We start from the raw sequence: 21,311 nt of genomic DNA, 5'->3' as shown, positions 1-21,311 counted from the left end.
CGGCCCGCCGCGCTGGTGAGGTCCGAGGGCGGTGGGGATGCGTAAACCGAGCGATCCGGGACAGCCGTCCGGCATGACCGCCCACCACGCACTCCGCAACGAGACGCCCTTCGAACGCGACGACCGCAACTTCGCGGAGCTGCTGCAGGAACTGCGCGTCATCCAGACCGGCGTGCAGATCCTCTTCGCCTTCCTCCTGACGCTGGCGTTCACCCCCCGCTTCCCCGAGCTGGACGACGTCCAGCGCGCCACGTACATCACCACGCTCCTGCTCGCCGCGCTGGCGGCCATGCTGTTCACCGCACCGGCCGTGCTGCACCGGGTGCTGTTCCGCCGGGGCGCCAAGCGGCGTGTGGTGGAGGTGTCGGCGCGGCTGGCCGCCGTGGGGCTGGGGGTGCTGGCGCTCGCCCTGACCGGTGCGGTGCTCCTGGTGGTGGACTTCGTGCTGGGCCGGGGCGCCGGTCTCGCCGCGGGCGGGGCGACGTTCGCCGCCTGCGCCGCGCTGTGGGCGCTCGTCCCGTGGCGGGTGCGGCGCGCCCACGCCCGCCGGACGGAGCCCCCCGAGGCGCCACCGCGGTGATCAGGGCGGGCCGGGACGCCAGGGCAGGGTGATCCGGACGGTCTTGCCGCCGTCCTCGGTCGGCTCGACGTCCAGCGCGCCGCCGACCTCGGCGGTGAGCGACCGGATGATGACCAGACCGCGCCCGTTGTCCTGCTGCACGGCCGCCGGGAGGCGCCGGGGGCGGCGCGGGTGGCTGTCGCGGACACCGATGCTCAGGAGCTCGTCGCGCTCCAGCCGCAGCTCCACGGTGAACACCGGCGACGCGCCGGCGGTGTGCAGGACGGCGTTGGTCGCCAGCTCCGAGACGATCAGGCGAACCGTTTCAGCGGTGGCGGCGCCGCTCGGCGGTCCCCACTCGGCCAGGACGCCGACGACGTGGTCGCGTGCCGTGCGCACCGACGCGGGGAGGCTGGGCAGGGTGAGGGACGATTCCAGGCGGTCGGCCATGTGCGGGGACCTTCGGGGCGGGGACGGAGGGCGGGGCTTTGGACAGCGGGCGGCGGCGTGCGCCGAGCCGCCCGCGAACGGCCTCGGGGCGTCAGCCTGCCAGTCGGCACGGCGGGGCGCGGCGCCCTGCGGAGGCTGTCGCCCGAAGCGGTGAACTCCGTGGCTCCCGCACCTTCCCGGGGCCGCCGCCGCGCTATGCGCGCTGGGTGGGAGCGCTCCCGCGCGGGTGCGCCCGTCTAGCGGCCGGCCCCCTCCGGAGCGGTGCCGGCGATCGTGCGCAGGGCCCGGTCGATCTGGGCGCCGGTCAGGTCGGCGCGGGCGGTCAGGCGCAGCCTTGAGATGCCGTCGGGTACGGAGGGCGGGCGGAAGCAGCCGACCGCGAGCCCCGAAGCGCGGCACCGCGCGGCCCAGTCCAGCGCGGCCTGCGGCGAGGGGGCGCGCACGGAGACGACGGCGGCGTCCGGGCGGGCGGCGGTCAGGCCCGCGGCGGTCAGGCCGGTGTGCAGCGCGCGCGCCACCTCGCGCACCCGGCGGGCGCGGCCCGGCTCAGCGCGCAGCAGGCGCAGCGCGGCCAGCGCGGCGCCGGTGGCGGCGGGGGCCAGCCCGGTGTCGAAGATGAACGTGCGGGCGGTGTTGAGCAGGTGCTCGATGACGGGGGCGGGGCCGAGGACCGCGCCCCCCTGGCTGCCCAGGGACTTCGACAGGGTGACGGTGGCGACCGTGCCGTCGGCACCGGCCAGTCCGGCGGCGTGCGGCGTGCCGCGTCCGCCGTCGCCGAGCACGCCGAGGCCGTGCGCGTCGTCCACCAGCAGCGCGGCACCGGCGTGGGCGCAGACCTCGGCCAGCGCGGCCAGCGGCGCGGCGTCGCCGTCCACGGAGAAGACGGCGTCGGTGGCGGCCAGGGCGGGGCCGGTGTGGCCGTCCAGCGCCTTGGCCACCGCTGCGGGGTCGGCGTGGGGCACGACCACCGTACGGGCGCGGGCCAGCCGGCAGCCGTCGATGAGGGAGGCGTGGTTGTCGGCGTCGGAGACCACCAGGCCGCCGGCCGGGCCCAGCGCGCTGACGGCGGCGAGGTTGGCGGCGTAGCCGCTGGAGAAGACCAGGGCCGCCTCGAAGCCGCAGAACGCGGCGAGTTCGGCCTCCAGTTCGGCGTGCAGGGCGGTGGAGCCGGTGACCAGGCGCGAACCGGTGGCGCCCGCGCCCCAGCGGTGTGCGGCGTCGGCGGCCGCGGCGGTGACGGCCGGATCGCGGGCCAGGCCGAGGTAGTCGTTGCCCGCGAGGTCCAGCAGCGGGTCGTCGGCGGGCCTGGGGCGCACGGCGCGCACGAGTCCGGCGCGCCGACGGCGCGTCCGGGCCGCGTCGAGCCAGCCGAACGGGTCCTCGGGCATGGGCGGGCGCTCCTTCGGTTCGGCCTGCGCTGAGAGGTCCCGTCGAACCTAACGGCAGGGCGCGGGCCTCACCGTGTGGTAATCCACACACCTCGATCGGCTCTCCTTGTGCTCTGCGTGCTTGGCCCGGGCGTCGTCGGTGAGCGAGGATGCGCGCCATGGACCTGCTGAACACGCTGGTGGACAAGGGACTGCGGCGCGAACCGCCCACGCGCGAGGAAGCGCTCGCCGTCCTGGCGACCTCCGATGACGACCTGCTCGATGTGGTGGCCGCGGCGGGCAAGGTGCGCCGTCACTGGTTCGGGAGGCGGGTGAAACTCAACTACCTGGTGAACCTCAAGTCCGGGCTGTGCCCGGAGGACTGCACGTACTGCTCGCAGCGGCTCGGTTCGACGGCGGACATCCTCAAGTACACCTGGCTGGGGGCCGACCAGGCCGCGCAGGCGGCGCGGGCCGGGCTCGCGGGCGGGGCCAAGCGCGTGTGCCTGGTGGCCAGCGGGCGCGGGCCGACCGACCGCGACGTGGACCGGGTCTCGCGCACCATCACGGCCATCAAGGAGCAGCACGAGGGCGTGGAGGTGTGCGCCTGCCTCGGCCTGCTCTCCGACGGCCAGGCCGAGCGGCTGCGCGCGGCCGGCGCGGACGCCTACAACCACAACCTCAACACCTCCGAGTCGACCTACCGGGACATCTGCTCGACGCACACCTTCGACGACCGGGTCTCCACGGTGCGGCAGGCCCAGGCGGCCGGGATGTCGGCGTGCTCCGGTTTGATCGCGGGCATGGGCGAGAGCGACGCGGACCTGGTGGACGTCGTCTTCGCCCTGCGGGAGCTGGACCCGGACTCGGTGCCGGTCAACTTCCTCATCCCCATGGAGGGGACGCCGCTGGAGGGCGAGTGGCACCTCGACCCGCGGCGCGCGCTGCGCATCCTGGCCATGGTCCGGTTCGTCTGCCCGGACGCGGAGGTGCGCATCGCCGGGGGACGGGAGGTGCACCTGCGCTCGCTCCAGCCGCTGGCCCTGCACCTGGCCAACTCCATCTTCCTGGGCGACTACCTGACCAGTGAGGGGCAGGCCGGGAAGGCGGACCTGGACATGATCGCGGACGCCGGCTTCGAGGTGGAGGGGGCGGACACGACGACGCTGCCCGCCCACCGCGCCGACGCCCTGGCCGCGGCCGGGGGCGGCTGCGGTTCCGGCGGGGGCTGCGCGCCCTGCGGGGACGCCGGTGACGCCGGGGAGGCCGCGGCGGCGCCGTCCGCGCCCGCGCTGCCCGCCGCCGAACCCACCGCCGAACCCACCGCCGAACCCGCCGCCGCGCGGCCGGTGGGCGCACCCGCCGGGGCGCCCACCGAGGGCGCGGGGCCGGTGCGCACGGACCTGGTCACGGTGCGGCGCCGGGGCGCCGGTACCGCCCTGCCGCCCAATGCCTGAGCGCGCGTCGACGGCCGGCGGGCCCGGGGCCGCGGGCGCCGCGGGCCCCGGCCTCGCGACGGCCGACCTGCTGGCCCTGGACCGGCGGCACGTGTGGCACCCGTACGGACCGATGCCGGGCCGCCAGGAGCCGCTGGTGGTGGAGTCGGCCGCCGGGGTGCGCCTGCGGCTGGCCGAGCCGGTGGAGGGCCGGCGGGAACTGGTGGACGGCATGTCCTCGTGGTGGTCGGCCGTCCACGGCTACAACCACCCGGTGCTCAACGAGGCGGCGCGCCGGCAACTGGAGCGCGTGAGCCACGTGATGTTCGGCGGACTCACCCACGAGCCGGCCGTGCGCCTGGCCAAGCGCCTGGTGGACGTCACGCCAGAGGGGCTCGAGCACGTGTTCCTGGCCGACTCCGGGTCGGTGTCGGTCGAGGTCGCGGTCAAGATGTGCCTGCAGTACTGGCGTTCACGGGGCCGCCCGGACAAGCGGCGGCTGCTGACCTGGCGCGGCGGGTACCACGGCGACACCTGGCAGCCGATGTCGGTGTGCGATCCGGACGGCGGCATGCACGAGCTGTGGTCGGGCGCGCTGCCGCGTCAGGTGTTCGCGCCGCCGCCGCCGTCCGGCTTCGACGCCGCGGTGGACCCGGGTTACGCGGACCGGCTCAGGGAGCTGGTGGCCGCGCACGCGCACGAGGTGGCGGCGGTGATCGTCGAGCCGGTCGTGCAGGGCGCGGGCGGGATGCGCTTCCACTCACCCGGCTACCTGCGGGTGCTGCGGGAGGCGTGTGACGAGCACGGGGTGCTGCTGGTCTTCGACGAGATCGCCACCGGCTTCGGCCGCACCGGCAGGCTGTTCGCCGCCGAGCACGCGGGCGTCTGCCCGGACGTGCTGTGCGTGGGCAAGGCGCTCACCGGCGGTTACCTCACCATGGCGGCGACCCTGTGCACGTCCGAGGTCGCCCGGGGCATCAGCGAGGGCGAGGTGCCGGTGCTGGCGCACGGGCCGACGTTCATGGGCAACCCGCTGGCCGCCGCGGTGGCCGACGCCTCGCTCGGGCTCCTGCTGGGCCAGGACTGGGCCGGTGAGGTGCGCCGCATCGAGACCGGGCTGCGCGAGGGGCTCGCGGCGGCCGAGGGCGCGCCCGGTGTGCGGGAGGTGCGGGTGCTGGGCGCGATCGGCGTCGTCCAGGTGGAGCGCGACGTCGACATGGCGGCGGCGACGCGGGCGGCGGTGCGCCACGGGGTGTGGCTGCGCCCGTTCCGCGACATGGTCTACACGATGCCGCCGTACGTGACCGGTGACGCGGACGTGGCACGGATCTGTGCCGCCGTGGTCGCCGCGGCGCGGGCGGGGGTCGGCGCGTGACGGTCTGGTGCGTGAGCGGGACGGGGACCGAGGTCGGCAAGACGGTGACGGTCGCGGCGCTGGCCGCGTGCGCCGTCGCGGCCGGGCGCCGGGTCGCCGTGGTCAAGCCCGCGCAGACGGGGGTGGCCCCCGGGGAGCCGGGGGACGTCGCCGAGGTGCTGCGGCTGGCCGGGGACGCGGTGACGGGCGTGGAGCTGGCGCGCTATCCGGAGCCCCTGGCGCCGGAGACGGCCGCGCGCCGGGCCGGAGCGCCGTTCGTGCGCCCGGCCCGGGTGGCCGAGGCGGTCGCCGCGCTGGAGGCCGACCACGACCTGGTGCTCGTCGAGGGCGCGGGCGGGCTGCTCGTGCGGTTCGACGACGCGGGCGCCACCCTCGCCGACGTGGCCGGGCTGCTCGGCGCCCCGGTGGTCGTGGTGGCCGCGGCCGGGCTCGGGACGCTGAACGCCACCGCGCTGACGGCCGAGGCGCTGCGCGCGCGGAGGCTGTCGTGCCCGGGCGTGGTGGTGGGGAGTTGGCCCGAGCGGCCGGACCTGGCGGCGCGGTGCAACCTCGCCGACCTGCCGGTGGCCGCCGGTGCCCCTCTGGCGGGAGTGCTCCCGCACGGCGCCGGGGCGCTGGACGCGGCGGCGTTCCGGCACGCCGCGCCGGGCTGGCTCGCCCCCGGCCTGGGCGGCCGCGGCCCGCTCCCGCCCGGCCGGCCGTGGGGCGGGGCCGAGGGCGGCTGAGCACCGCGGTGGCCGACGCGGGGTGGTGCTGGGCCCGGGGCGGCGCGTCGGCCTGATCCCGCGTCCGGGGCGGCGCCGGGGCCGGGGCCGCCTTGCGGCTCGGACAGCGCTCGCCAGGACGAGCGGCCGGGCGGGCGCCGTGGTGCTCGACCACGACGCGTCGGCCCACCGGGCGTGGCCGGCGGCCGGTCACGCCCGGATCCGCGGTGGAGCCGCTGGGCCAGGCGCCTGTGCCAGCCCGCCGGGCGCCGCGCGGTCGCCCCGGGGCCGCGCCCGCCGCCCGGACCCGGCCGCGCCCCCGCGCGTCCCCGGGCGCCGGCCGGGCCGGTTCGCGTACGCTGAGGCGACCTGGCGGGCTTGCGAGGAAACTTGCGAGGGGATCCGAGGGAAGGGGCACGTGTCCCGGTATGGTCGAAGCGCTCCGCACCGCATGCCGCACCCGGCCTCCGGCGCTCCGGCCGCCCGGAGCGGGGGCGCGGGGATGACCGAGGTCGCCCTGCTGGGCCTGGCCCTGCTGCTCACGCTCGCCTGCGGGTTGTTCGTCGCCGCCGAGTTCTCCCTCACCACGGTGGAGCGGGGCCTGCTGGAGCGGGCGGCCGCCGAGCGGGAACCGGGCGCGGCCGGTGCCCTGGCCGCCGTGCGGACGCTGACGTTCCAGCTCTCCGGCGCGCAACTGGGCATCACCCTGACCAGCCTGCTCATCGGCATGATCGCCGAGCCGTCCGTCGCCACGCTGCTGGGCGGCCCCGCCCGGGCCCTGGGCCTTCCGCCGGCCGCGGCCGCCACGACGGCGCTGGTGCTCGGCACCGCGCTGTCCACCGTCGTGCTGATGGTCGTGGGCGAACTGGTGCCCAAGAACTGGGCCATCGCCCGGCCCCTGCCGGTGGCGAGGAGGGTCGGCACCCCGCAGCGGCTGTTCTCCGCGGCGTTCCGCCCGCTGATCGGGCACCTGAACAACACCGCCAACCGCCTGCTGCGCCGGATGGGTCTGCAGCCCACCGAGGAGCTGGCCTCGGCGCGCTCACCGCAGGAGCTGGTCGCCCTGGCCCGCCACTCGGCCCAGGAGGGCGTGCTGGAGGCGGACACCGCCGAGCTGTTCGTGCGCACGCTGCGGCTGGCGGAGCTGACGGCCCAGCACGTGATGACCCCGCGGGTGCGGGTGTACGCGCTGGACGTGGCGGCCACCGCCCAGGACGTGGCCAACGCCAGCCGGGCCACCGGCCACTCCCGCTTCCCCGTCTACCGGGGGAACCTCGACACGGTGGTGGGGTTCGCGCACGTCAAGGACGTCCTGGCCCTGCCCGCGCCGGAGCGGCCGGAGCGGCGGGTGGAGACCCTGCTGCGCGAGCCGCTGCTGGTGCCGGAGTCGCTGACGGCCGACCGGCTGCTGGACGAGCTGACCGAGCGGCGCAGCATGGCCGTGGTCGTCGACGAGTACGGCGGCACGGCGGGCGTGCTGACGCTGGAGGACATCGTCGAGGAGGTCGTCGGGGAGGTCCGCGACGAGCACGACCCCACCCAGACGCCCGATCTGGTGCGCCGGGGCACCGACCCCGGCGGCCGGCCGCTCTACGACGCCGACGGAGCGGCCCGCACCGACCAGCTCCGGGAGATCGGCCTGCACCCGCCCGAGGGGCCCTACGAGACGCTGGCCGGGCTGGTGGCCACCGAGCTGGGCCGCATCCCGGTCCGCGGGGACGCGGTGGCGGTGTCCGGCTGGCGGGTGGAGGTGACGGGGGTGCAGGGGCGGCGCGCCGCCCGGCTGCTGCTGCGCGGACCGGCGGAGCCACCCGGCGGCACGGGCGGGGCGGACCGGCCGTGACGGCGCTGCAACTGGTCACCGGGGCGGTGATGATCACGCTCAACGCCTTCTTCGTCGGCGCCGAGTTCTCGCTGATCTCCGTGCGGCGCAGCCAGATCGAGCCGCGGGCGCAGGCCGGGGACCGCCGGGCGCACCGGGTGCTGTGGGCCCTGGAGCACCTCGCGCAGCTCATGGCCACCGCGCAGCTCGGCATCACGCTGACCACGCTCGTCCTGGGCATCGTGGCCGAACCGGCCATGGCGCGCCTGCTGGAGCCGGTCTTCCACGCCGCGGGGGTCTCCGGCGCGCTCGCCCACACCGTCTCCTTCGCGGTCGCCCTGACGCTGGCGACCTACGCGCACATGCTGCTGGGCGAGATGGTGCCGAAGAACATCGCGCTCGCCGAGCCGGAGCGCACCGCGCTGCTGCTGGGGCCGCCGCTGGCGGCGCTGACCCGGGCGCTGCGCCCGGTGGTCTTCGGCGTCAACGCGCTCGCCAACGCGCTGCTGCGGCTGCTGCGGGTGGAGCCGCGCAGCGAGGTGGAGTCCACCTTCTCCGACGACGAGCTCGGCCGGATCGTCGCCGACTCCAGCGCGGCCGGGCTGCTGGACGAGCGGGCCACCGCCCGGCTGCGGGACGCCCTGGTGCTGGGCCGCCGTCCGGTGGCCGAGGTGGTGCGCCCGGGCAGCCGGGTGGTGGCCGCGCCGCCGGGCGTCACCGCCGAGGGTCTGGAGGAGCTCAGCGCCCGCACCGGGTACTCCCGCTTCCCGGTGGTCCAGGCGAGCGGCGCGGCGGTGGGCTACCTGCACGTCAAGGACGCGCTGGACGCGCCCGCGCGCGACGCGCCGTTCCCGGCCTCCGCGCTGCGGCCGATCGTCCGGGTGGGGACGCGGACACCGCTGGACGACGTGCTGGGCGCGATGCGGGCGAGCGGCACCCACCTCGCGGCGGTCATCGGGGACGACGGCCGTGCGGTGGGCCTGGTGACCATGGAGGACGTGCTGCGCGAGCTGGTCGGCGGCCGCCCGGCGGGCGGCGCGCGGCCGGGCTGACCCGGTGCCGCGGCGGCGCGCCCGGCCGGGCATACCGGCCGGTCGGTGCCCGTCCGGCGCTCGGTAGCATGTCCGGGCCATGGAGAGAGCACCACGCATCAGCAGCTTCGTCGCCCTGGGCGACTCGTTCACCGAAGGCATGTCGGACCCCGGCCCGAACGGGGCCTACCGGGGGTGGGCCGACCGGCTCGCCGAGCGCCTGGCGGCCTGTTCCACGCCGTTCCACTACGCCAACCTGGCCGTGCGCGGCAAGCTGATCCAGCAGATCGCCGCCGAGCAGGTGCCGCTGGCGGAGGCGATGCGGGCGGATCTGGTGACGCTGGTGGGCGGCCTGAACGACGTCCTGCGCCCCTCGTGCGACATGGGGCGGGTGTGCGGGCTGCTGGAGGAGTCGGTGGAGCGGCTGGCCCCGGCCTGCGGGCAGCTCGTGCTGATGCGCAGCCCCGGTCGGCGCGGCCCGGTGCTGGAGCGCTACCGGGCCCGCATGGAGCACCTGTTCGACTTCGTCGACACGCTCGCGGCGCGGCACGGGGCGCTGGTGGTGGACCTCTACGGGGCCGCCTCGCTCGGCGATCCCCGGCTGTGGGCCGACGACCGGCTGCACCTGACCGGTGAGGGTCACCGCAGGGTGGCCGAGGCCGTGTGGCAGCGGCTGGGGCACCCGGCCGCGTGCGACTGGGACGAGCCGCTGCCGGCGTGCACGCCCCCCGCCTGGTCCGCGCGGCGGCGCGCCGACCTCCGCTTCGCCCGGCAGCACCTGGTCCCCTGGATCGGACGCCGCCTGACCGGCCGCTCCTCGGGCGACGGGCTGCCGCCCAAGCGGCCGGACCTGGCACCGCTGGCCTGCGCGGACCCCCGTAGAATCCCGGAGCGTGACTGACAAGCCGCGCATCCCGAACGTCCTGGCCAACCGCTACGCCTCCGGGCCGCTGGCTAAGCTGTGGTCCCCCGAGTACAAGGTGACGCTGGAGCGCCGGCTGTGGCTGGCGGTGCTGCGGGCGCAGAAGGACCTCGGCATCGACGTCCCCGAGCAGGCGCTCACGGACTACGAGCGGGTGCTCGGGCAGGTCGACCTGGACTCGATCGCGCGGCGCGAGCGGGTCACCCGGCACGACGTCAAGGCGCGGATCGAGGAGTTCAACGCGCTGGCCGGGCACGAGCACGTGCACAAGGGCATGACCTCCCGGGACCTGACCGAGAACGTCGAGCAACTGCAGATCCGGCTCTCCCTGGAGCTGGTGCGGGACCGCACGGTGGCGCTCCTGGCCCGCCTGGGCAAGCTGGCCGGCGAGCACGCGGCACTGGTGATGGCCGGGCGCTCGCACAACGTCGCGGCGCAGGCGACGACGCTGGGCAAGCGGTTCGCGACCGCGGCCGACGAGCTGCTGGTGGCCCACGCCCGCGTCGAGGAGCTGCTGGCGCGCTACCCCCTGCGCGGCGTCAAGGGACCGGTGGGCACCGCCCAGGACATGCTGGACCTGCTCGGCGGGGACACCGGCAGGCTGGCGGAGCTGGAGCGCCGCGTCGCCGCGCACCTGGGCTTCGCCCACGCCTTCACCTCGGTCGGCCAGGTCTACCCCCGCTCGCTGGACTACGAGGTCGTCAGCGCCCTGGTGCAGCTCGCGGCGGCCCCGTCGTCGCTGGCGAAGACGATCCGCCTGATGGCCGGGCAGGAGCTGGTGACCGAGGGGTTCAAGGAGGGGCAGGTCGGCTCCTCGGCGATGCCGCACAAGATGAACACCCGCTCCTGCGAGCGGGTCGGCGGGCTCGCGGTGGTGCTGCGCGGCTACGCCTCGATGACCGGGGAGCTGGCGGGCGACCAGTGGAACGAGGGCGACGTGTCCTGCTCGGTGGTGCGCCGCGTGGCGCTGCCGGACGCGTTCTTCGCCTTCGACGGGCTGCTGGAGACGTTCTTGACGGTGCTGGACGAGTTCGGCGCGTTCCCGGCGGTGGTGGAGCGGGAGCTGGACCGCTACCTGCCGTTCCTGGCGACCACGAAGGTCCTGATGGCCGCCGTGCGCGCGGGGGTCGGCCGGGAGGTCGCGCACGAGGCCATCAAGGAGCACGCGGTGGCCGCGGCCCTGGCGCTGCGCGCCGGCGCCGAGCGCAACGAGCTGCTGGAGCGCCTGGCCGCCGACGAGCGCGTTCCGCTGGACCGGGCGGGCCTGGAGGCGCTCATGGCCGACCGGCTGTCCTTCACCGGCGCGGCCGGCGAGCAGGTCTCGGCGGTGCTCGCGCGGATCGAGGAGGTCGCCGCGCGCCACCCGCGGGCGGCCGCGTACACCCCCGGCGACATCCTCTGACGGCCCACCTGGCGGACGGCCCGCCCCCTCGCCCCGGCGCGCCGGCCGGCTGGGCGGCCCGTGCGCGCCTGCGGCCCTTCCGGTTCCCTACGGCCGGGCCGCCCGGCCGCTGGTGCGCCGCCGGTGACGCGCCCGGCGCCGGGTCCGGGCCGCTCGCGCTCGCCGTACGCGCACGGCACCGGTTACGATCCGGGCCACGGGCGCGGCGCAGGGAGGCAGGACAGTGGGGAGGCTCACCGGCGGGGACCCGTCGTTGCTGCGCAGGATCAACTCCGCCGTCGTCCTGCGCGCCCTGCGCGGGGCGCAGGAGTCCCCCACCCTCACCGATCTCGTCGGACTGACCGGCCTGTCCCGGCCCACCGTCGAGGGCGTCGTGGACGGGCTGGTGGAGTCCGGGCTGGTCGCCGAGGCGCCGGCCGGCCTCGCCGCGCGGCGGCAGGGGCGCCCGGCCCGCCGCTTCCGCTTCCGCGGCGAGGCGGGCCACGCCCTGGGCATCGAGGTGGGACCGCACCGCGTCGCCGCCGTCCTGGCCGACCTGACGGGGCGGGTGGTGGGCTCCGACGAGCGGCCGGTCGCCGAGGAGGCGGAGGCCCCCGAGCGCCTCGGCCGGGTGCGGGCGAGCGTGTCCGACCTGCTGCGCCGCACCGGCGTCGCCCGCGCCACGCTGCGCTCGGTGGGCGTCGGGACGCCGGGCGTCGTGCGCGCGGACGGTGAACTGGCCCTGTGCACGGCGCTGCCCGGCTGGACCGGGCTGCCGCTGGGCGAGCGGCTGGGGCGCTCGTTCCGCTGCCCGGTGCTGGTGGAGAACGACGCGAACGCCGCGGTGCTGGGCGAACGCTGGAAGGGCGCCGCGCGCGGCTGCGACGACGTGGTGATGGTGCTGGCGGGGCTGAGCCCGGGGGCGGGCTCGCTGATCGGCGGGCGCCTGCACCGGGGCTTCGGCGGCGCGGCGGGCGAGATCGGCGCCCTGCACCTGCTGGGGCGCGAGGCCTCCCCCGAACGGCTGCTGTCCCTCGGCAGCGTGCCGCTGCACCCGCTGGACGAGGCGGCCGTCGCCCGGGTGTTCGAGCTGGCGAAGACGGGGGACGCGCGGGCGTGCCAGGCCGTGCACCGCTACGTGCGGCGGCTGGTGCACGACGTCGCCGCCCTGGTCCTGGCCCTGGACCCGGAGCTGGTGGTCATCGGCGGCTGGGCGGCCGGGCTGGACGGCGTGCTGGAGCCGTTGCGCCGGGAGCTGGAGCGGTACTGCCTGCGTCCGCCCCGGGTGGAGCTGTCGGTGCTCGGCGAGGCGGCGGTGGCCACCGGGGCGCTGCGGGTGGCGCTGGACCACGTCGAGGAACGGCTGTTCTCGCTGGCGGACGCCATGTGACCGGGCCCGCCCGGCACGCGTCGGTGCCGCGGGCGGGCTCGGGGCCGGCGTTCCGGCGGGGCCCGGCCGCACGCCGCCGGACGAGCCGGGGCGTCGAGCCGGTCCGCCGGGCGCGGGGCGCGTCCCCGGGCGGGCGGCTCAGCTCGCCAGCAGCTCCGCGGGGGCGGGTTCGCCGAAAGTGAGGCGGCAGGTGTCGGCGCGGTAGGTGGCGACCGCCACGGCCACCGGCGCCCCGTCCGCCAGGTACCGCGTGGTGACGACCAGGACGGGGGCGCCGGGCAGCCGGTCCAGCCGACGGGCGTCGTCCGCGCGGGCGGAGCCCAGCTCCACGGAGCGCTCCTGCGCCTGGGGCGCCCGGCCGTGGAGGGCGCGCAGGACGGCGTGCCCGCGGGCCGCGCCCGCGTCGGGGACCTCGCCGGTGACCGCGCCGGGCACGTAGAGCACCTCGGTGGCCACCGGCTGGCCGTGCTCGGTGCGCACCCTGCGCAGCGCGTGGACGGGGCCGCTCCCCTGACGCTCCAGCAGCCGGGAGACGGCGGCCGGGGCCGCCTGAAGCCGGCAGTCGTCGACCTGCCAGGCGTCACCGCGCGCCCCGGGGCGGCCGTCCGGGTCCCAGGTCACCTCCACCCCCACGCGGGGCGGGGCGACCGTGGTGCCCACGCCGCGCCGGCGTTGCAACCGGCCCTCCAGTTCCAGTTGTTCGAGCGCCTGCCGCAGCGTGGCGCGGGCCACGCCGTAACGGGCCGCGAGTTCGCGCTCGTTCGGCAGGACCTCACCGACCGCGAACTCCGAGTCGAGCGCCTCGGTCAGCACCGTCTTCAGGTGCCAGTACTTCGGCTCCGGCGCCGACTCCGCCCGTGTGGTCCCCACCCTGGCCTCCGCAATCGCCTGGTTCGGCAGATGTTTTGCTGTGATCTTTTTTAAAGCTTGTTGCGTATGCCTGGTGACCCTAGAACCGCGTGCCGCCTTGGTCAAGACCAATCGGGGGTGCGGCGCCCGGGGGCGGCCCCGCGGTGGGATAGCGTCGGCGTCCGGCCGACGGCGTTCGGCCGCAGCGCAGACGAGGAGGGCGCGCCATGGGGCGGAACGTCACCGTGGTCACCGGCGGCAGCCGCGGCATCGGGGCGGCGGTGGCCGTCCGGCTGGCCGAGGCCGGACACGACGTGGGCATCGGGTACCGGAGGGCGGCCGAGGCCGCCGAGCACAGCGTGCGGGCGGTGCGGGCGGCGGGCGGCCGGGCCGTCGCGGTGCGGGTGGACACGAGCGTGGAGGCGGAGGTCGACGCGCTCTTCGACGCGGTCGACGCCGAGTTGGGCCCGGTCACCGCACTGGTCAACAACGCGGGCGTCACCGGACCGCTGGGCCGGTTCACCCAGACCTCCGCCGAGCACATGCGCCGGGTGGTCGAGGTGAACGTCCTCGGCGCGCTGTACTGCGCGCGCCGGGCCGCGCTGGCCATGTCGCGCCGGCACGGCGGCGCGGGCGGCGCGATCGTCAACATCTCCTCCGCCGCGGCGACGCTCGGCGCGCCGGGCGAGTACGTCCACTACGCGGCGAGCAAGGCGGCCGTGGACGCCCTGACGGTCGGTCTGGCCAAGGAGCTGGCCGAGGACGGGGTGCGGGTCAACTCCGTCCAGCCCGGGACGGTGCTCACCGACATCCACGCCTCGATGGGCGACCCGGAGCGCCCGTGGCGCATCCGCGACCGGGTGCCCGCGCGGCGTCCGGGCCGACCGGAGGAGGTGGCCGGTGCGGTGGCCTGGCTGCTGTCCCCGGAGGCGTCCTACACCACCGGCGCGGTGCTGCGCGTGGCCGGCGGCCTGTAGCGGGACGCCGCTGCCTCGTCGCACCGGGCCCTTCCCGGACGCGCCGCTTGCTGACAGAGTGTCCAGCAGGTGTTGACACGGCGTCCAAGAAGCGGCGTACGACGAGGAGTTCCCATGACCGACACGCTGTCGCTGCTCACGGTGCCCGTGGGGGCGGCCACCGTCACCCTGAACCACCGCAGGCGCGGATCGGGGGAGCCGCTGGTGCTGCTGCACGGCATAGGGCACCACCTGCAGGCCTGGGAGCCGGTCTCGGACGCGCTGGCGGCCGCCTACGACGTGATCGAGCTGGACCTGCCGGGTTTCGGACGGTCCGCGCCGCTGCCGGAGGGCCTCGCCTACGACGTGCCGGGCGTGGTCGCCGTGCTCGCGCGGGCCTGCGCCGCGCTGGGCGCGCCCCGGCCGCACGTCGCGGGGAACTCGCTGGGCGGCCTGCTGGCCCTGGGCATGGCCAGGGCCGGACACGCCCGCTCGGTGACGGCGCTGTCCCCGGCGGGCTTCTGGAACGAGCGGGAGCGGCGCTACGCCTTCACCGTGCTGCGCGGCATGCGGCTGGGCGCCCGGAAACTGCCGGACGCCCTGGTGTCCCGGCTGGCCGGAACGGCGGCGGGGCGGGCCGCGCTCACCAGCACCATCTACGCCAGGCCCGGCCTGCGGGCGCCCGCGGCGGTGGAGGCCGAACTGCGGGCGCTGCGCGGCGGAACGGGCTTCGCACCGACCCTCTCGGGCGGGAAGGGCCCGGCCGCGCTCTTCCGCGACGACATACCCGACGTGCCGGTGACCATAGCGTGGGGCGACCGGGACCGCCTGCTGCTGCCCCGGCAGGGGGTGCGCGCCAAGCACACGGTCCCCGGCGCCCGGCTGGTACGGCTGCGCGGGTGCGGCCACGTGCCGATGAACGACGACCCGGCCCAGGTGGTCCGCGTCATCTCGGACACGGCGCGCTGACCGGAACGCGCCGCCGGATCGCGCACCGCCGACGCGGTGGGGCCGCACGCCGTCGGCGTGCGGCCCCACCGCGCAGCGGCGGCCCGCCAGACGGCCCGGCAGGGCGCCGGGCGGGCCGCGGCGCGGGGATCACCAGCCGTGCTGGCCGTGGTCTTCGTGCTTGTCGTGCTGCTGGCCACCGAAGTCGCCGTTGACGCAGACGTTGCCTGCGGCCGGGTTCAGCAGCGCGATGATGTTCACGGTGTTGCCGCAGATGTTGATCGGCACGTTGACCGGCACCTGCACGACGTTGCCCGACAGCACGCCCGGCGAGCCGACGGCGGCACCGTCGGCGTCGGCGTCCGCCGTCGCGCTGGTGGCGCCGGTGAAGACGAGGGCGGAGGCTGCCGCGAGCATCGCCGCGGACTTCGCCATGCGACGCATGGTGGTTCTCCTTCACAGTCGGTGTGGCGGCTGCCGATGAGCCACCGGTTCACAGCCGAGGATCATCCGTGCTCCGTCCGCCGCCGCGCTGCGGACCGGCGTCCGCGGCGATGTTCACCCGAAGGCAGCAAGGGCCGGCCCCCTCCGGCTCCCGGGGCGGCGGCGGCGTGCGCCGTGCGGCGGGGCGCCGTCCCCCCTGGGGCGTACCCGGGGCGGGCCGGGCGGGTGAACCGGGCGGGGTGGTGGGCGCCGGGCGACGCGCGAGCGACCTGCGGTTTTCGCGCCCGCCTTCCCCCGGACGGGCGCACGTGTCGCGTCGCGGGCGGGGATGCGGACCGCGCACGGAGCGGGTACGCCGCGCCGACCGGGCCGGTCGACCGGTCGGCCGGCCCGGTCGGTGCGCCGGCGGGCGAGCGGTGGGAGGGGCGGTCGAAGGGCGAGTGGGACGGTGCGCGGGGCGGGCGGGTGGTGGAATCCAGCCGGCGGGCCCCGGGGCGAGGTGGCCGAGATGCCCCGGCACGCGGTTCCCCGCGTCCGTGGGGCGGATTACGATTCGGCAACGGAGTGGGGGCCGTGGCGTCGACCGCGCCGCCGGGCCGCTCCCGCTCCCGACCGGAAGGGCTGTGCGCGGCTCCGCGCCACCCCCCGTGGAACCCTCAGCGCCTGGGGAGCGTTGACGCGGAAGCCTGCCGGGGCGGCGTCCGCCGCCGCACCGGACGCAGACGGCGCTTCGAAGTGACCACAGTGGATGGGCTGAAATGGCTGAAATGGCTCCCAAAACGTCAGAAGCACCCTTAACTCAGCGGTCACAGGCCGTTCGTGGCACGGCAACACCGGTGCCGGAGGGTGGGCGCATGCCCGATTCGTCAGACGTCGCCAGCACCGCCCCCGCTTCCGCCTCCGCGCTGGACCGGTGCCGCCTGTGGTGGTCCCGGCACCGCGGGCACCGCACCCCGTCGCCGGACGGCGGCGGCGATACCGGCACCGGCACGGCGCGGCGGGCCGCCACCCGCACCGGGGACGGCCGGGACACGACGCTGTGGCGGCTGCGGACGACCGTGCCGGAGCGGCCGGGCGCGCTCGCGGCCCTGTGCACCTCGCTGGCGCGCCGGCGGATCGACATCCTCGCCCTGCAGACGCACCCGCTCGGCGCGGCGACGGTCGACGAGTTCCTGCTGCGCGCCCCGGCCGGTGTCGAGTCCGGCGAGCTGAGCGCGCTGGCCGCGGCCGGCGGCGGACACGACACGTGGGTGGAACGCGCCGACGCCCACGACCTGGTGGACGGCCCGACCCGAACGCTGGCGCTCGCCACCCGCACCGCCCTGGACACCGCCGAACTGCCGCTGGCGCTGCGGGAGTTGCTCGGCCGGTGCACCATACGGTCGCTGCCCGCGGCGTCCGTGCACGGCACGCCGACGGCCCAGCGGGTGCCGCCCGGCGGGATCTTGGAGGACACCGTGCTGCGGCTGCCCGACCCGGCGGGCGGCACGATCGTCGTCGAGCGGCCCCACCTGCCCTTCACGCCCACCGAGTTCGCCCGGGCCCGCGCGCTGGTGGCGCTGGACGCCCGCCTGGGCCAGCGGGTGCCGCGCCGCCGGGACGTGCTCACCCTGCCGGAAGGCAACGCCATCACCGTGCGCCGGGCGGACCCGGGCGACCTGGAGGCCGCCCGGGCCATGCACACCCGCTGCTCGGACACCACGCTCGGCCTGCGCTACCACGGCCCCGTGCACGACGCCGACCGCTACCTGGCCCACCTGCTCTCACCCCGCTTCGGGCGGACCCTCGCGGTGGAGACCGCCTCCGGCCGGCTCGTCGCCCTCGGCCACCTGCTGTGGGACGGGGACGAGACGGAGGTGGCGCTGCTGGTGGAGGACGCCTGGCAGCGCCGCGGCATCGGCTCGGAGCTGCTGCGCCGCCTGGTGGAGCTGGCCGTCGAGGCCCGGTGCGAGAGCGTGTACGCGGTCACCAGGGCCGCCAACACCGGCATGGTCGCCGCCATGCGCGGCCTCGGGCTGCCGCTGGACTACCAGATCGAGGAGGGGACGATGGTGCTCAGCGCGCCGCTGGCTCCGGCCGTGTCCGCGGCCGCGAGCGAGGGCCGCTGAGCGCCGCGTCCAGGTCCTGCCACACGTCCTCGACGTCTTCCAGGCCGACGGACATCCGCAGCAGCCGCTCGCTGATCCCCCCGGCCCGCCGGTCGTCCTCGTCCACGATGCGGTGGCTGATGGACCCGGGGTGCTGGATGAGCGTGTCCACGCTGCCCAGGCTGACCGCCGGGGTGATCAGCCGTACGCCGGCGATCACCTCGTGCGGGTCGCCGGTGACCTCGAAGGAGACCATCGCGCCGCCGATCGCGGGGTAGTGCACCCGGCTCACCCTGGGGTCGGCCGCCAGCCGCCGGGCCAGTTCGGCGGCGCCGGCGGACTGGGCCCTCACCCGCACCGGCAGCGTGGCCAGGCCGCGCAGCAGCAGGTAGCCGGCCAGCGGGTGCAGGACGCCGCCGGTGGCGAACCGGATGCGCCGCAGGTCGCGGGCGAACTCCTCGTCGCACGCGACGACGCCGCCGAGCACGTCGCCGTGGCCGCCCAGGTACTTCGTCGCGCTGTGCAGCACCAGGCGGGCACCGTGTTCGACCGGCCGCTGCAGGACGGGTGTGGCGAAGGTGTTGTCGACCAGGAGCGGCACCTCGCCGCAGGCCGCGGCGACGGCGCGCAGGTCGACCTCGCGCAGCGTCGGGTTGGCCGGGGTCTCGACCACGACCAGGGCGGTGTCGGGGCGGATCGCCGCCGCGACGCCGTCCGGCTCCGTCCAGGTGACCTCGGTGCCCAGCAGGCCGCTGTCCAGCAGGTGGTCGCTGCACCCGTACAGCGGCCGGATCGCCACCACGTGGCGCAACCCGGCCGCCGACCTGGCGAGCACCACGGCCGTGAGGGCGGCCATCCCGCTGGCGAAGGCGACGGCCGACTCGGTGCCCTCCAGCCGGGCCAGCGCCCGCTCGAACCGGGCGACCGTGGGGTTGCCCAGCCGCGCGTAGACCGGAGGGCCCGTCAGCTCGGCGCCGGTGGCCGCGAAGGCGTCCAGCCGGGCGCCCTCGTCCCGGCTGTCGGGACTGGGGTAGGTGGTGGACAGGTCGAGGGGAGCCGCGTGCAGGCCGAGCGCCGCGAGGTCCTCGCGGCCAGCGTGCACGGCGCGGGTGGCCAGCGCCCCGGGGGTCTCGGGGAGGTCGTGGCCGTCGGGGAAGCCCGGGAGGTGACGTGTCGTGTCCATGGAGGCAGGGTGAACAGCTACCGGCTCGTAGCGGGTTTCGGCCGTGCTATGTTCGGCCGATGTCCGATTCCGTCCGTCTGGACCCGGTGGACCTGGAGATTCTGCGCCTGCTCCAGAACGACGCCCGGACCACCTACCGCGATCTGGCCGAAGCGGTGGGACTGGCGCCCTCCACCTGCCTGGACCGGGTCACCCGGCTGCGCCGCACCGGGTTGGTGCTCGGCCACGCCCTGCGGCTGGATCCGGCCAAGCTCGGCCGGTCCCTGGAGGCGTTGCTGCTGGTCCAGGTGCGCCCCCACCGCCGCGAACTCATCGGCCCGTTCGTCGAGCGGGTGCGGGCCCTGCCGGAGTCCCGCGCGCTGTTCCACCTGACCGGCCCCGACGACTACCTGGTCCACGTCGCCGTCACCGGGCCCTCCGACCTGCAGCGCCTGGTGCTGGACGAGTTCACCTCCCGCCGCGAGGTGGCCCGCGTCGAGACGCGGCTGATCTTCCAGCAGTGGTCCTGCGGCCCGCTGCTGCCGCCCCAGCCGGGCACCCACGCCACGCCCGCCTGACCACCACCGCCGCCGGCGAGGTGGCCGAACCGCGACCGCACCGGCGGGAGCGGCCCCGGTGACTCGGGGCCGGTGTCCGTACCAGGATGGGGGCATGCCCGAGACCACGCGCCCTTCCGCCCCGCCCCTCCCCCGCCGGCTCGCCGACGCGTACGTGGACGCCTACGTCGAACTCAACCCGGTGGAGGGCACCTCCCTGGGTATCGCGGCCTGCCACGGCCGGCTGCCCGACTTCTCCCCGGACGGCCACGAGGCCGTCGCCGCACTCCGGCGCGACACGCTGGCCGAGCTCGCCCGGGCCGAGGCGCGGCCGGGGGCCGACACGCCGGTCGAGCGCCGCTGCGCCCGGCTGCTGCGGGAGCGGCTCACGGCGCAGCTCGCCGTGCACGACGCCGGGGAGCACCTGCGGGCCGTCGCCAACCTCGGCTCCCCGCCGCACGCCGTGCGCAACGCCTTCACCCTGATGCCCACGGCCACCGAGGAGGACTGGGCCGTCGTCGCCCGGCGCCTGCGGGCGGTCCCGGAGGCGCTGGAGGGCTACCGGGCGTCGCTGGCGGCGGGGCTGGCGAAGCGGCTGCCCGCCGGGCCGCGGCAGGTGGCCGCGGTGGTGGGGCAACTGGAGGAGTGGGGCGACGCGTTCGACTCCCGCGGCTGGTTCACGGGCCTGGCCGACGGCGGCCCGCAGGCGCTGCGCGCGGAGCTGGCGGCGGCGGCGCGGACGGCCGACGCCGCCGTGGAGCGGCTGCGCGACTGGCTGCGCGACACCTACGCGCCGGGCGCCGAGGGCGCGCCGGACGTCGTCGGGCGGGAGCGGTACGCCCGGTGGGCGCGCTACTGGAACGGAACCGACCTCGATCTGGAGGAGGCGTACGCCTACGGGTGGGCGGAGTTCCACCGGTTGCACGCCGAGATGCGCGCGGAGGCGGAGAAGGTGCTGCCCGGCGCCGACTCCCCCTGGGCGGCCCTGCGCCACCTGGAGGCCCACGGGCCGGCCGTGACGGGCGCCGAGACGACGCGGGCCTGGTTGCAGGACCTCATGGACGAGGCCATCGCGGCGCTGGACGGCACGCACTTCGACCTGGCCGACCGCGTCCGGCGGGTGGAGTCGATGATCGCCCCGCCGGGATCGGCCGCCGCACCGTACTACACCGGCCCGTCGCTGGACTTCTCCCGGCCCGGCCGCACCTGGCTGCCCACGATGGACCAGACCCGCTTCCCCGTCCACGGCCTGGTCTCCACCTGGTACCACGAGGGCGTTCCCGGGCACCACCTCCAGATCGCGCAGTGGGCGCACGTGGCCGACGACCTCTCCCGCTACCAGACGACGGTGGGGCTGGTCAGTGCCAACGTGGAGGGGTGGGCCCTGTACGCCGAGCGGCTCATGGACGAGCTGGGGTTCTTCCCGGACCCGGCGCGCAGGCTCGGCCACCTGGACGAACAGATGCTGCGTGCCGTGCGGGTCGTCCTCGACATCGGCATGCACCTGGAACTGACGATCCCGGACCACTCCCCCTACCGCCCCGGGGAGCGGTGGACGCCCGAGCTCGGCCGGGAGTTCTTCGCCCGGCACAGCGGACTCACGCCGGACTACCTGGACAGCGAGCTGGTGCGGTATCTGGGCCTGCCCGGCCAGGCGATCGGCTACAAGCTGGGCGAGCGCGTGTGGCTGGCGGGGCGCGCGGCCGCGCGGGCGGCCCACGGCGCCGACTTCGACGCGAAGGCCTGGCACATGGCGGCGCTCTCCCAGGGCTCGCTGGGGCTGGACGACCTGGCCGGGGAACTCGCCGCGCTGTGAACCGCGGCGGCCCGCCCCCGTGCGGGGGCGGGCGGGCCGCGCCGGGTGGGTGCGG

Annotated in this window: 19 protein-coding genes; 14 read left to right on the top strand and 5 right to left on the bottom strand. The window is 76.7% G+C overall.

Annotated features, from left to right (window positions below):
* The first annotated feature begins 73 nt into the window (after positions 1 to 73).
* A complete protein-coding gene (locus tag OSB71_RS14965) occupies positions 74 to 580 on the top strand; it encodes a DUF6328 family protein (RefSeq protein ID WP_265948455.1) in 507 nt (168 codons plus the stop codon).
* On the opposite strand, the gene OSB71_RS14960 is transcribed toward OSB71_RS14965, so the two are convergent.
* Positions 581 to 1,009: an ATP-binding protein gene (locus tag OSB71_RS14960; RefSeq protein ID WP_265948453.1), complete on the bottom strand. Its 429-nt coding sequence runs from the start codon at positions 1,007 to 1,009 to the stop codon at positions 581 to 583.
* Between the two features lie 236 nt (positions 1,010 to 1,245).
* Entirely contained in the window at positions 1,246 to 2,397 is a 1,152-nt protein-coding gene (locus OSB71_RS14955) for an 8-amino-7-oxononanoate synthase (protein ID WP_265948452.1), read from the bottom strand.
* Between the two features lie 158 nt (positions 2,398 to 2,555).
* Between OSB71_RS14955 and bioB the strand changes: the two genes are divergently transcribed.
* The 8 genes from bioB to OSB71_RS14915 all read left to right on the top strand — a co-directional run bounded on the left by bioB (position 2,556) and on the right by OSB71_RS14915 (position 12,437).
* Positions 2,556 to 3,833, top strand: a complete 1,278-nt coding sequence (bioB, locus tag OSB71_RS14950) for a biotin synthase BioB (RefSeq protein WP_265948450.1) — start codon at positions 2,556 to 2,558, stop codon at positions 3,831 to 3,833.
* Complete coding sequence (locus OSB71_RS14945; RefSeq protein ID WP_416237265.1) at positions 3,826 to 5,187, top strand: adenosylmethionine--8-amino-7-oxononanoate transaminase; 1,362 nt, start codon at positions 3,826 to 3,828, stop codon at positions 5,185 to 5,187. Before bioB ends, OSB71_RS14945 begins: the two co-directional genes overlap by 8 nt.
* Complete coding sequence (gene bioD, locus OSB71_RS14940) at positions 5,184 to 5,912, top strand: dethiobiotin synthase (RefSeq protein WP_265948448.1); 729 nt, start codon at positions 5,184 to 5,186, stop codon at positions 5,910 to 5,912. Before OSB71_RS14945 ends, bioD begins: the two co-directional genes overlap by 4 nt.
* Before the next feature lie 481 nt (positions 5,913 to 6,393).
* A complete protein-coding gene (locus OSB71_RS14935) occupies positions 6,394 to 7,734 on the top strand; it encodes a hemolysin family protein (RefSeq protein WP_265948446.1) in 1,341 nt (446 codons plus the stop codon).
* Positions 7,731 to 8,765, top strand: coding sequence for a hemolysin family protein (locus OSB71_RS14930; protein WP_265948444.1), 1,035 nt, complete (start codon positions 7,731 to 7,733; stop codon positions 8,763 to 8,765). The genes OSB71_RS14935 and OSB71_RS14930 overlap by 4 nt, the downstream gene beginning before the upstream one ends.
* A gap of 79 nt (positions 8,766 to 8,844) precedes the next feature.
* Entirely contained in the window at positions 8,845 to 9,645 is an 801-nt protein-coding gene (locus tag OSB71_RS14925; protein ID WP_265948442.1) for an SGNH/GDSL hydrolase family protein, read from the top strand.
* Complete coding sequence (purB, locus tag OSB71_RS14920) at positions 9,638 to 11,068, top strand: adenylosuccinate lyase (RefSeq protein WP_265948440.1); 1,431 nt, start codon at positions 9,638 to 9,640, stop codon at positions 11,066 to 11,068. Before OSB71_RS14925 ends, purB begins: the two co-directional genes overlap by 8 nt.
* Positions 11,069 to 11,291: 223 nt before the next feature.
* Complete coding sequence (locus OSB71_RS14915) at positions 11,292 to 12,437, top strand: ROK family protein (protein ID WP_265948438.1); 1,146 nt, start codon at positions 11,292 to 11,294, stop codon at positions 12,435 to 12,437.
* A gap of 138 nt (positions 12,438 to 12,575) precedes the next feature.
* On the opposite strand, the gene OSB71_RS14910 is transcribed toward OSB71_RS14915, so the two are convergent.
* Positions 12,576 to 13,307: a GntR family transcriptional regulator gene (locus OSB71_RS14910; protein ID WP_265948436.1), complete on the bottom strand. Its 732-nt coding sequence runs from the start codon at positions 13,305 to 13,307 to the stop codon at positions 12,576 to 12,578.
* A gap of 206 nt (positions 13,308 to 13,513) precedes the next feature.
* On the opposite strand from OSB71_RS14910, the gene OSB71_RS14905 reads away from it, so the two are divergent.
* Together OSB71_RS14905 and OSB71_RS14900 are read left to right on the top strand one after the other, a co-directional pair.
* A complete protein-coding gene (locus tag OSB71_RS14905; RefSeq protein ID WP_265948434.1) occupies positions 13,514 to 14,263 on the top strand; it encodes an SDR family oxidoreductase in 750 nt (249 codons plus the stop codon).
* A gap of 114 nt (positions 14,264 to 14,377) precedes the next feature.
* Entirely contained in the window at positions 14,378 to 15,211 is an 834-nt protein-coding gene (locus tag OSB71_RS14900; protein WP_265948432.1) for an alpha/beta fold hydrolase, read from the top strand.
* Between the two features lie 129 nt (positions 15,212 to 15,340).
* Here the strand turns inward: OSB71_RS14900 and OSB71_RS14895 are convergent, their stop codons facing one another.
* The gene (locus tag OSB71_RS14895; protein ID WP_265948430.1) at positions 15,341 to 15,634 is read right to left on the bottom strand and encodes a chaplin; all 294 of its coding nucleotides are present in this window, start codon (positions 15,632 to 15,634) and stop codon (positions 15,341 to 15,343) included.
* Positions 15,635 to 16,488: 854 nt separating this feature from the next.
* On the opposite strand from OSB71_RS14895, the gene OSB71_RS14890 reads away from it, so the two are divergent.
* Positions 16,489 to 17,742: a GNAT family N-acetyltransferase gene (locus OSB71_RS14890; RefSeq protein WP_265948429.1), complete on the top strand. Its 1,254-nt coding sequence runs from the start codon at positions 16,489 to 16,491 to the stop codon at positions 17,740 to 17,742.
* Here the strand turns inward: OSB71_RS14890 and OSB71_RS14885 are convergent.
* On the bottom strand, positions 17,690 to 18,904 hold the full coding sequence (locus OSB71_RS14885; protein WP_265948427.1) for a trans-sulfuration enzyme family protein: 1,215 nt from the start codon (positions 18,902 to 18,904) through the stop codon (positions 17,690 to 17,692). The genes OSB71_RS14890 and OSB71_RS14885 overlap by 53 nt on opposite strands.
* Before the next feature lie 59 nt (positions 18,905 to 18,963).
* Here OSB71_RS14885 and OSB71_RS14880 point away from each other — a divergent pair, with 59 nt between their 5' ends.
* Both OSB71_RS14880 and OSB71_RS14875 read left to right on the top strand, forming a co-directional pair.
* On the top strand, positions 18,964 to 19,461 hold the full coding sequence (locus OSB71_RS14880) for an Lrp/AsnC family transcriptional regulator (RefSeq protein WP_265948425.1): 498 nt from the start codon (positions 18,964 to 18,966) through the stop codon (positions 19,459 to 19,461).
* 94 nt (positions 19,462 to 19,555) lie between these two features.
* On the top strand, positions 19,556 to 21,256 hold the full coding sequence (locus OSB71_RS14875; protein ID WP_265948423.1) for a DUF885 domain-containing protein: 1,701 nt from the start codon (positions 19,556 to 19,558) through the stop codon (positions 21,254 to 21,256).
* The last annotated feature ends 55 nt before the right edge of the window (positions 21,257 to 21,311 follow it).

It is taken from the genome of Streptomyces marinisediminis (assembly GCF_026262575.1).
GTDB lineage: Bacteria > Actinomycetota > Actinomycetes > Streptomycetales > Streptomycetaceae > Streptomyces > Streptomyces marinisediminis.
The sequence above is the reverse complement of the archived record's forward strand: the minus strand, read 5'-3'. Positions and strand labels throughout refer to the sequence as shown.

Excerpts from the sequence above, each read along its gene's own strand:
- OSB71_RS14955 (WP_265948452.1), bottom strand. The coding sequence starts at position 2,397 with ATGCCCGAGGACCCGTTCGGCTGGCTCGACGCGGCCCGGACGCGCCGT.
- OSB71_RS14925 (WP_265948442.1), top strand. The coding sequence starts at position 8,845 with ATGGAGAGAGCACCACGCATCAGCAGCTTCGTCGCCCTGGGCGACTCG.
- OSB71_RS14875 (WP_265948423.1), top strand. The coding sequence starts at position 19,556 with ATGCCCGAGACCACGCGCCCTTCCGCCCCGCCCCTCCCCCGCCGGCTC.
- OSB71_RS14895 (WP_265948430.1), bottom strand. The coding sequence starts at position 15,634 with ATGCGTCGCATGGCGAAGTCCGCGGCGATGCTCGCGGCAGCCTCCGCC.
- OSB71_RS14905 (WP_265948434.1), top strand. The coding sequence starts at position 13,514 with ATGGGGCGGAACGTCACCGTGGTCACCGGCGGCAGCCGCGGCATCGGG.
- OSB71_RS14885 (WP_265948427.1), bottom strand. The coding sequence starts at position 18,904 with ATGGACACGACACGTCACCTCCCGGGCTTCCCCGACGGCCACGACCTC.
- OSB71_RS14890 (WP_265948429.1), top strand. The coding sequence starts at position 16,489 with ATGCCCGATTCGTCAGACGTCGCCAGCACCGCCCCCGCTTCCGCCTCC.
- bioB (WP_265948450.1), top strand. The coding sequence starts at position 2,556 with ATGGACCTGCTGAACACGCTGGTGGACAAGGGACTGCGGCGCGAACCG.
- OSB71_RS14900 (WP_265948432.1), top strand. The coding sequence starts at position 14,378 with ATGACCGACACGCTGTCGCTGCTCACGGTGCCCGTGGGGGCGGCCACC.
- OSB71_RS14945 (WP_416237265.1), top strand. The coding sequence starts at position 3,826 with ATGCCTGAGCGCGCGTCGACGGCCGGCGGGCCCGGGGCCGCGGGCGCC.
- OSB71_RS14880 (WP_265948425.1), top strand. The coding sequence starts at position 18,964 with ATGTCCGATTCCGTCCGTCTGGACCCGGTGGACCTGGAGATTCTGCGC.
- OSB71_RS14935 (WP_265948446.1), top strand. The coding sequence starts at position 6,394 with ATGACCGAGGTCGCCCTGCTGGGCCTGGCCCTGCTGCTCACGCTCGCC.
- OSB71_RS14960 (WP_265948453.1), bottom strand. The coding sequence starts at position 1,009 with ATGGCCGACCGCCTGGAATCGTCCCTCACCCTGCCCAGCCTCCCCGCG.
- OSB71_RS14965 (WP_265948455.1), top strand. The coding sequence starts at position 74 with ATGACCGCCCACCACGCACTCCGCAACGAGACGCCCTTCGAACGCGAC.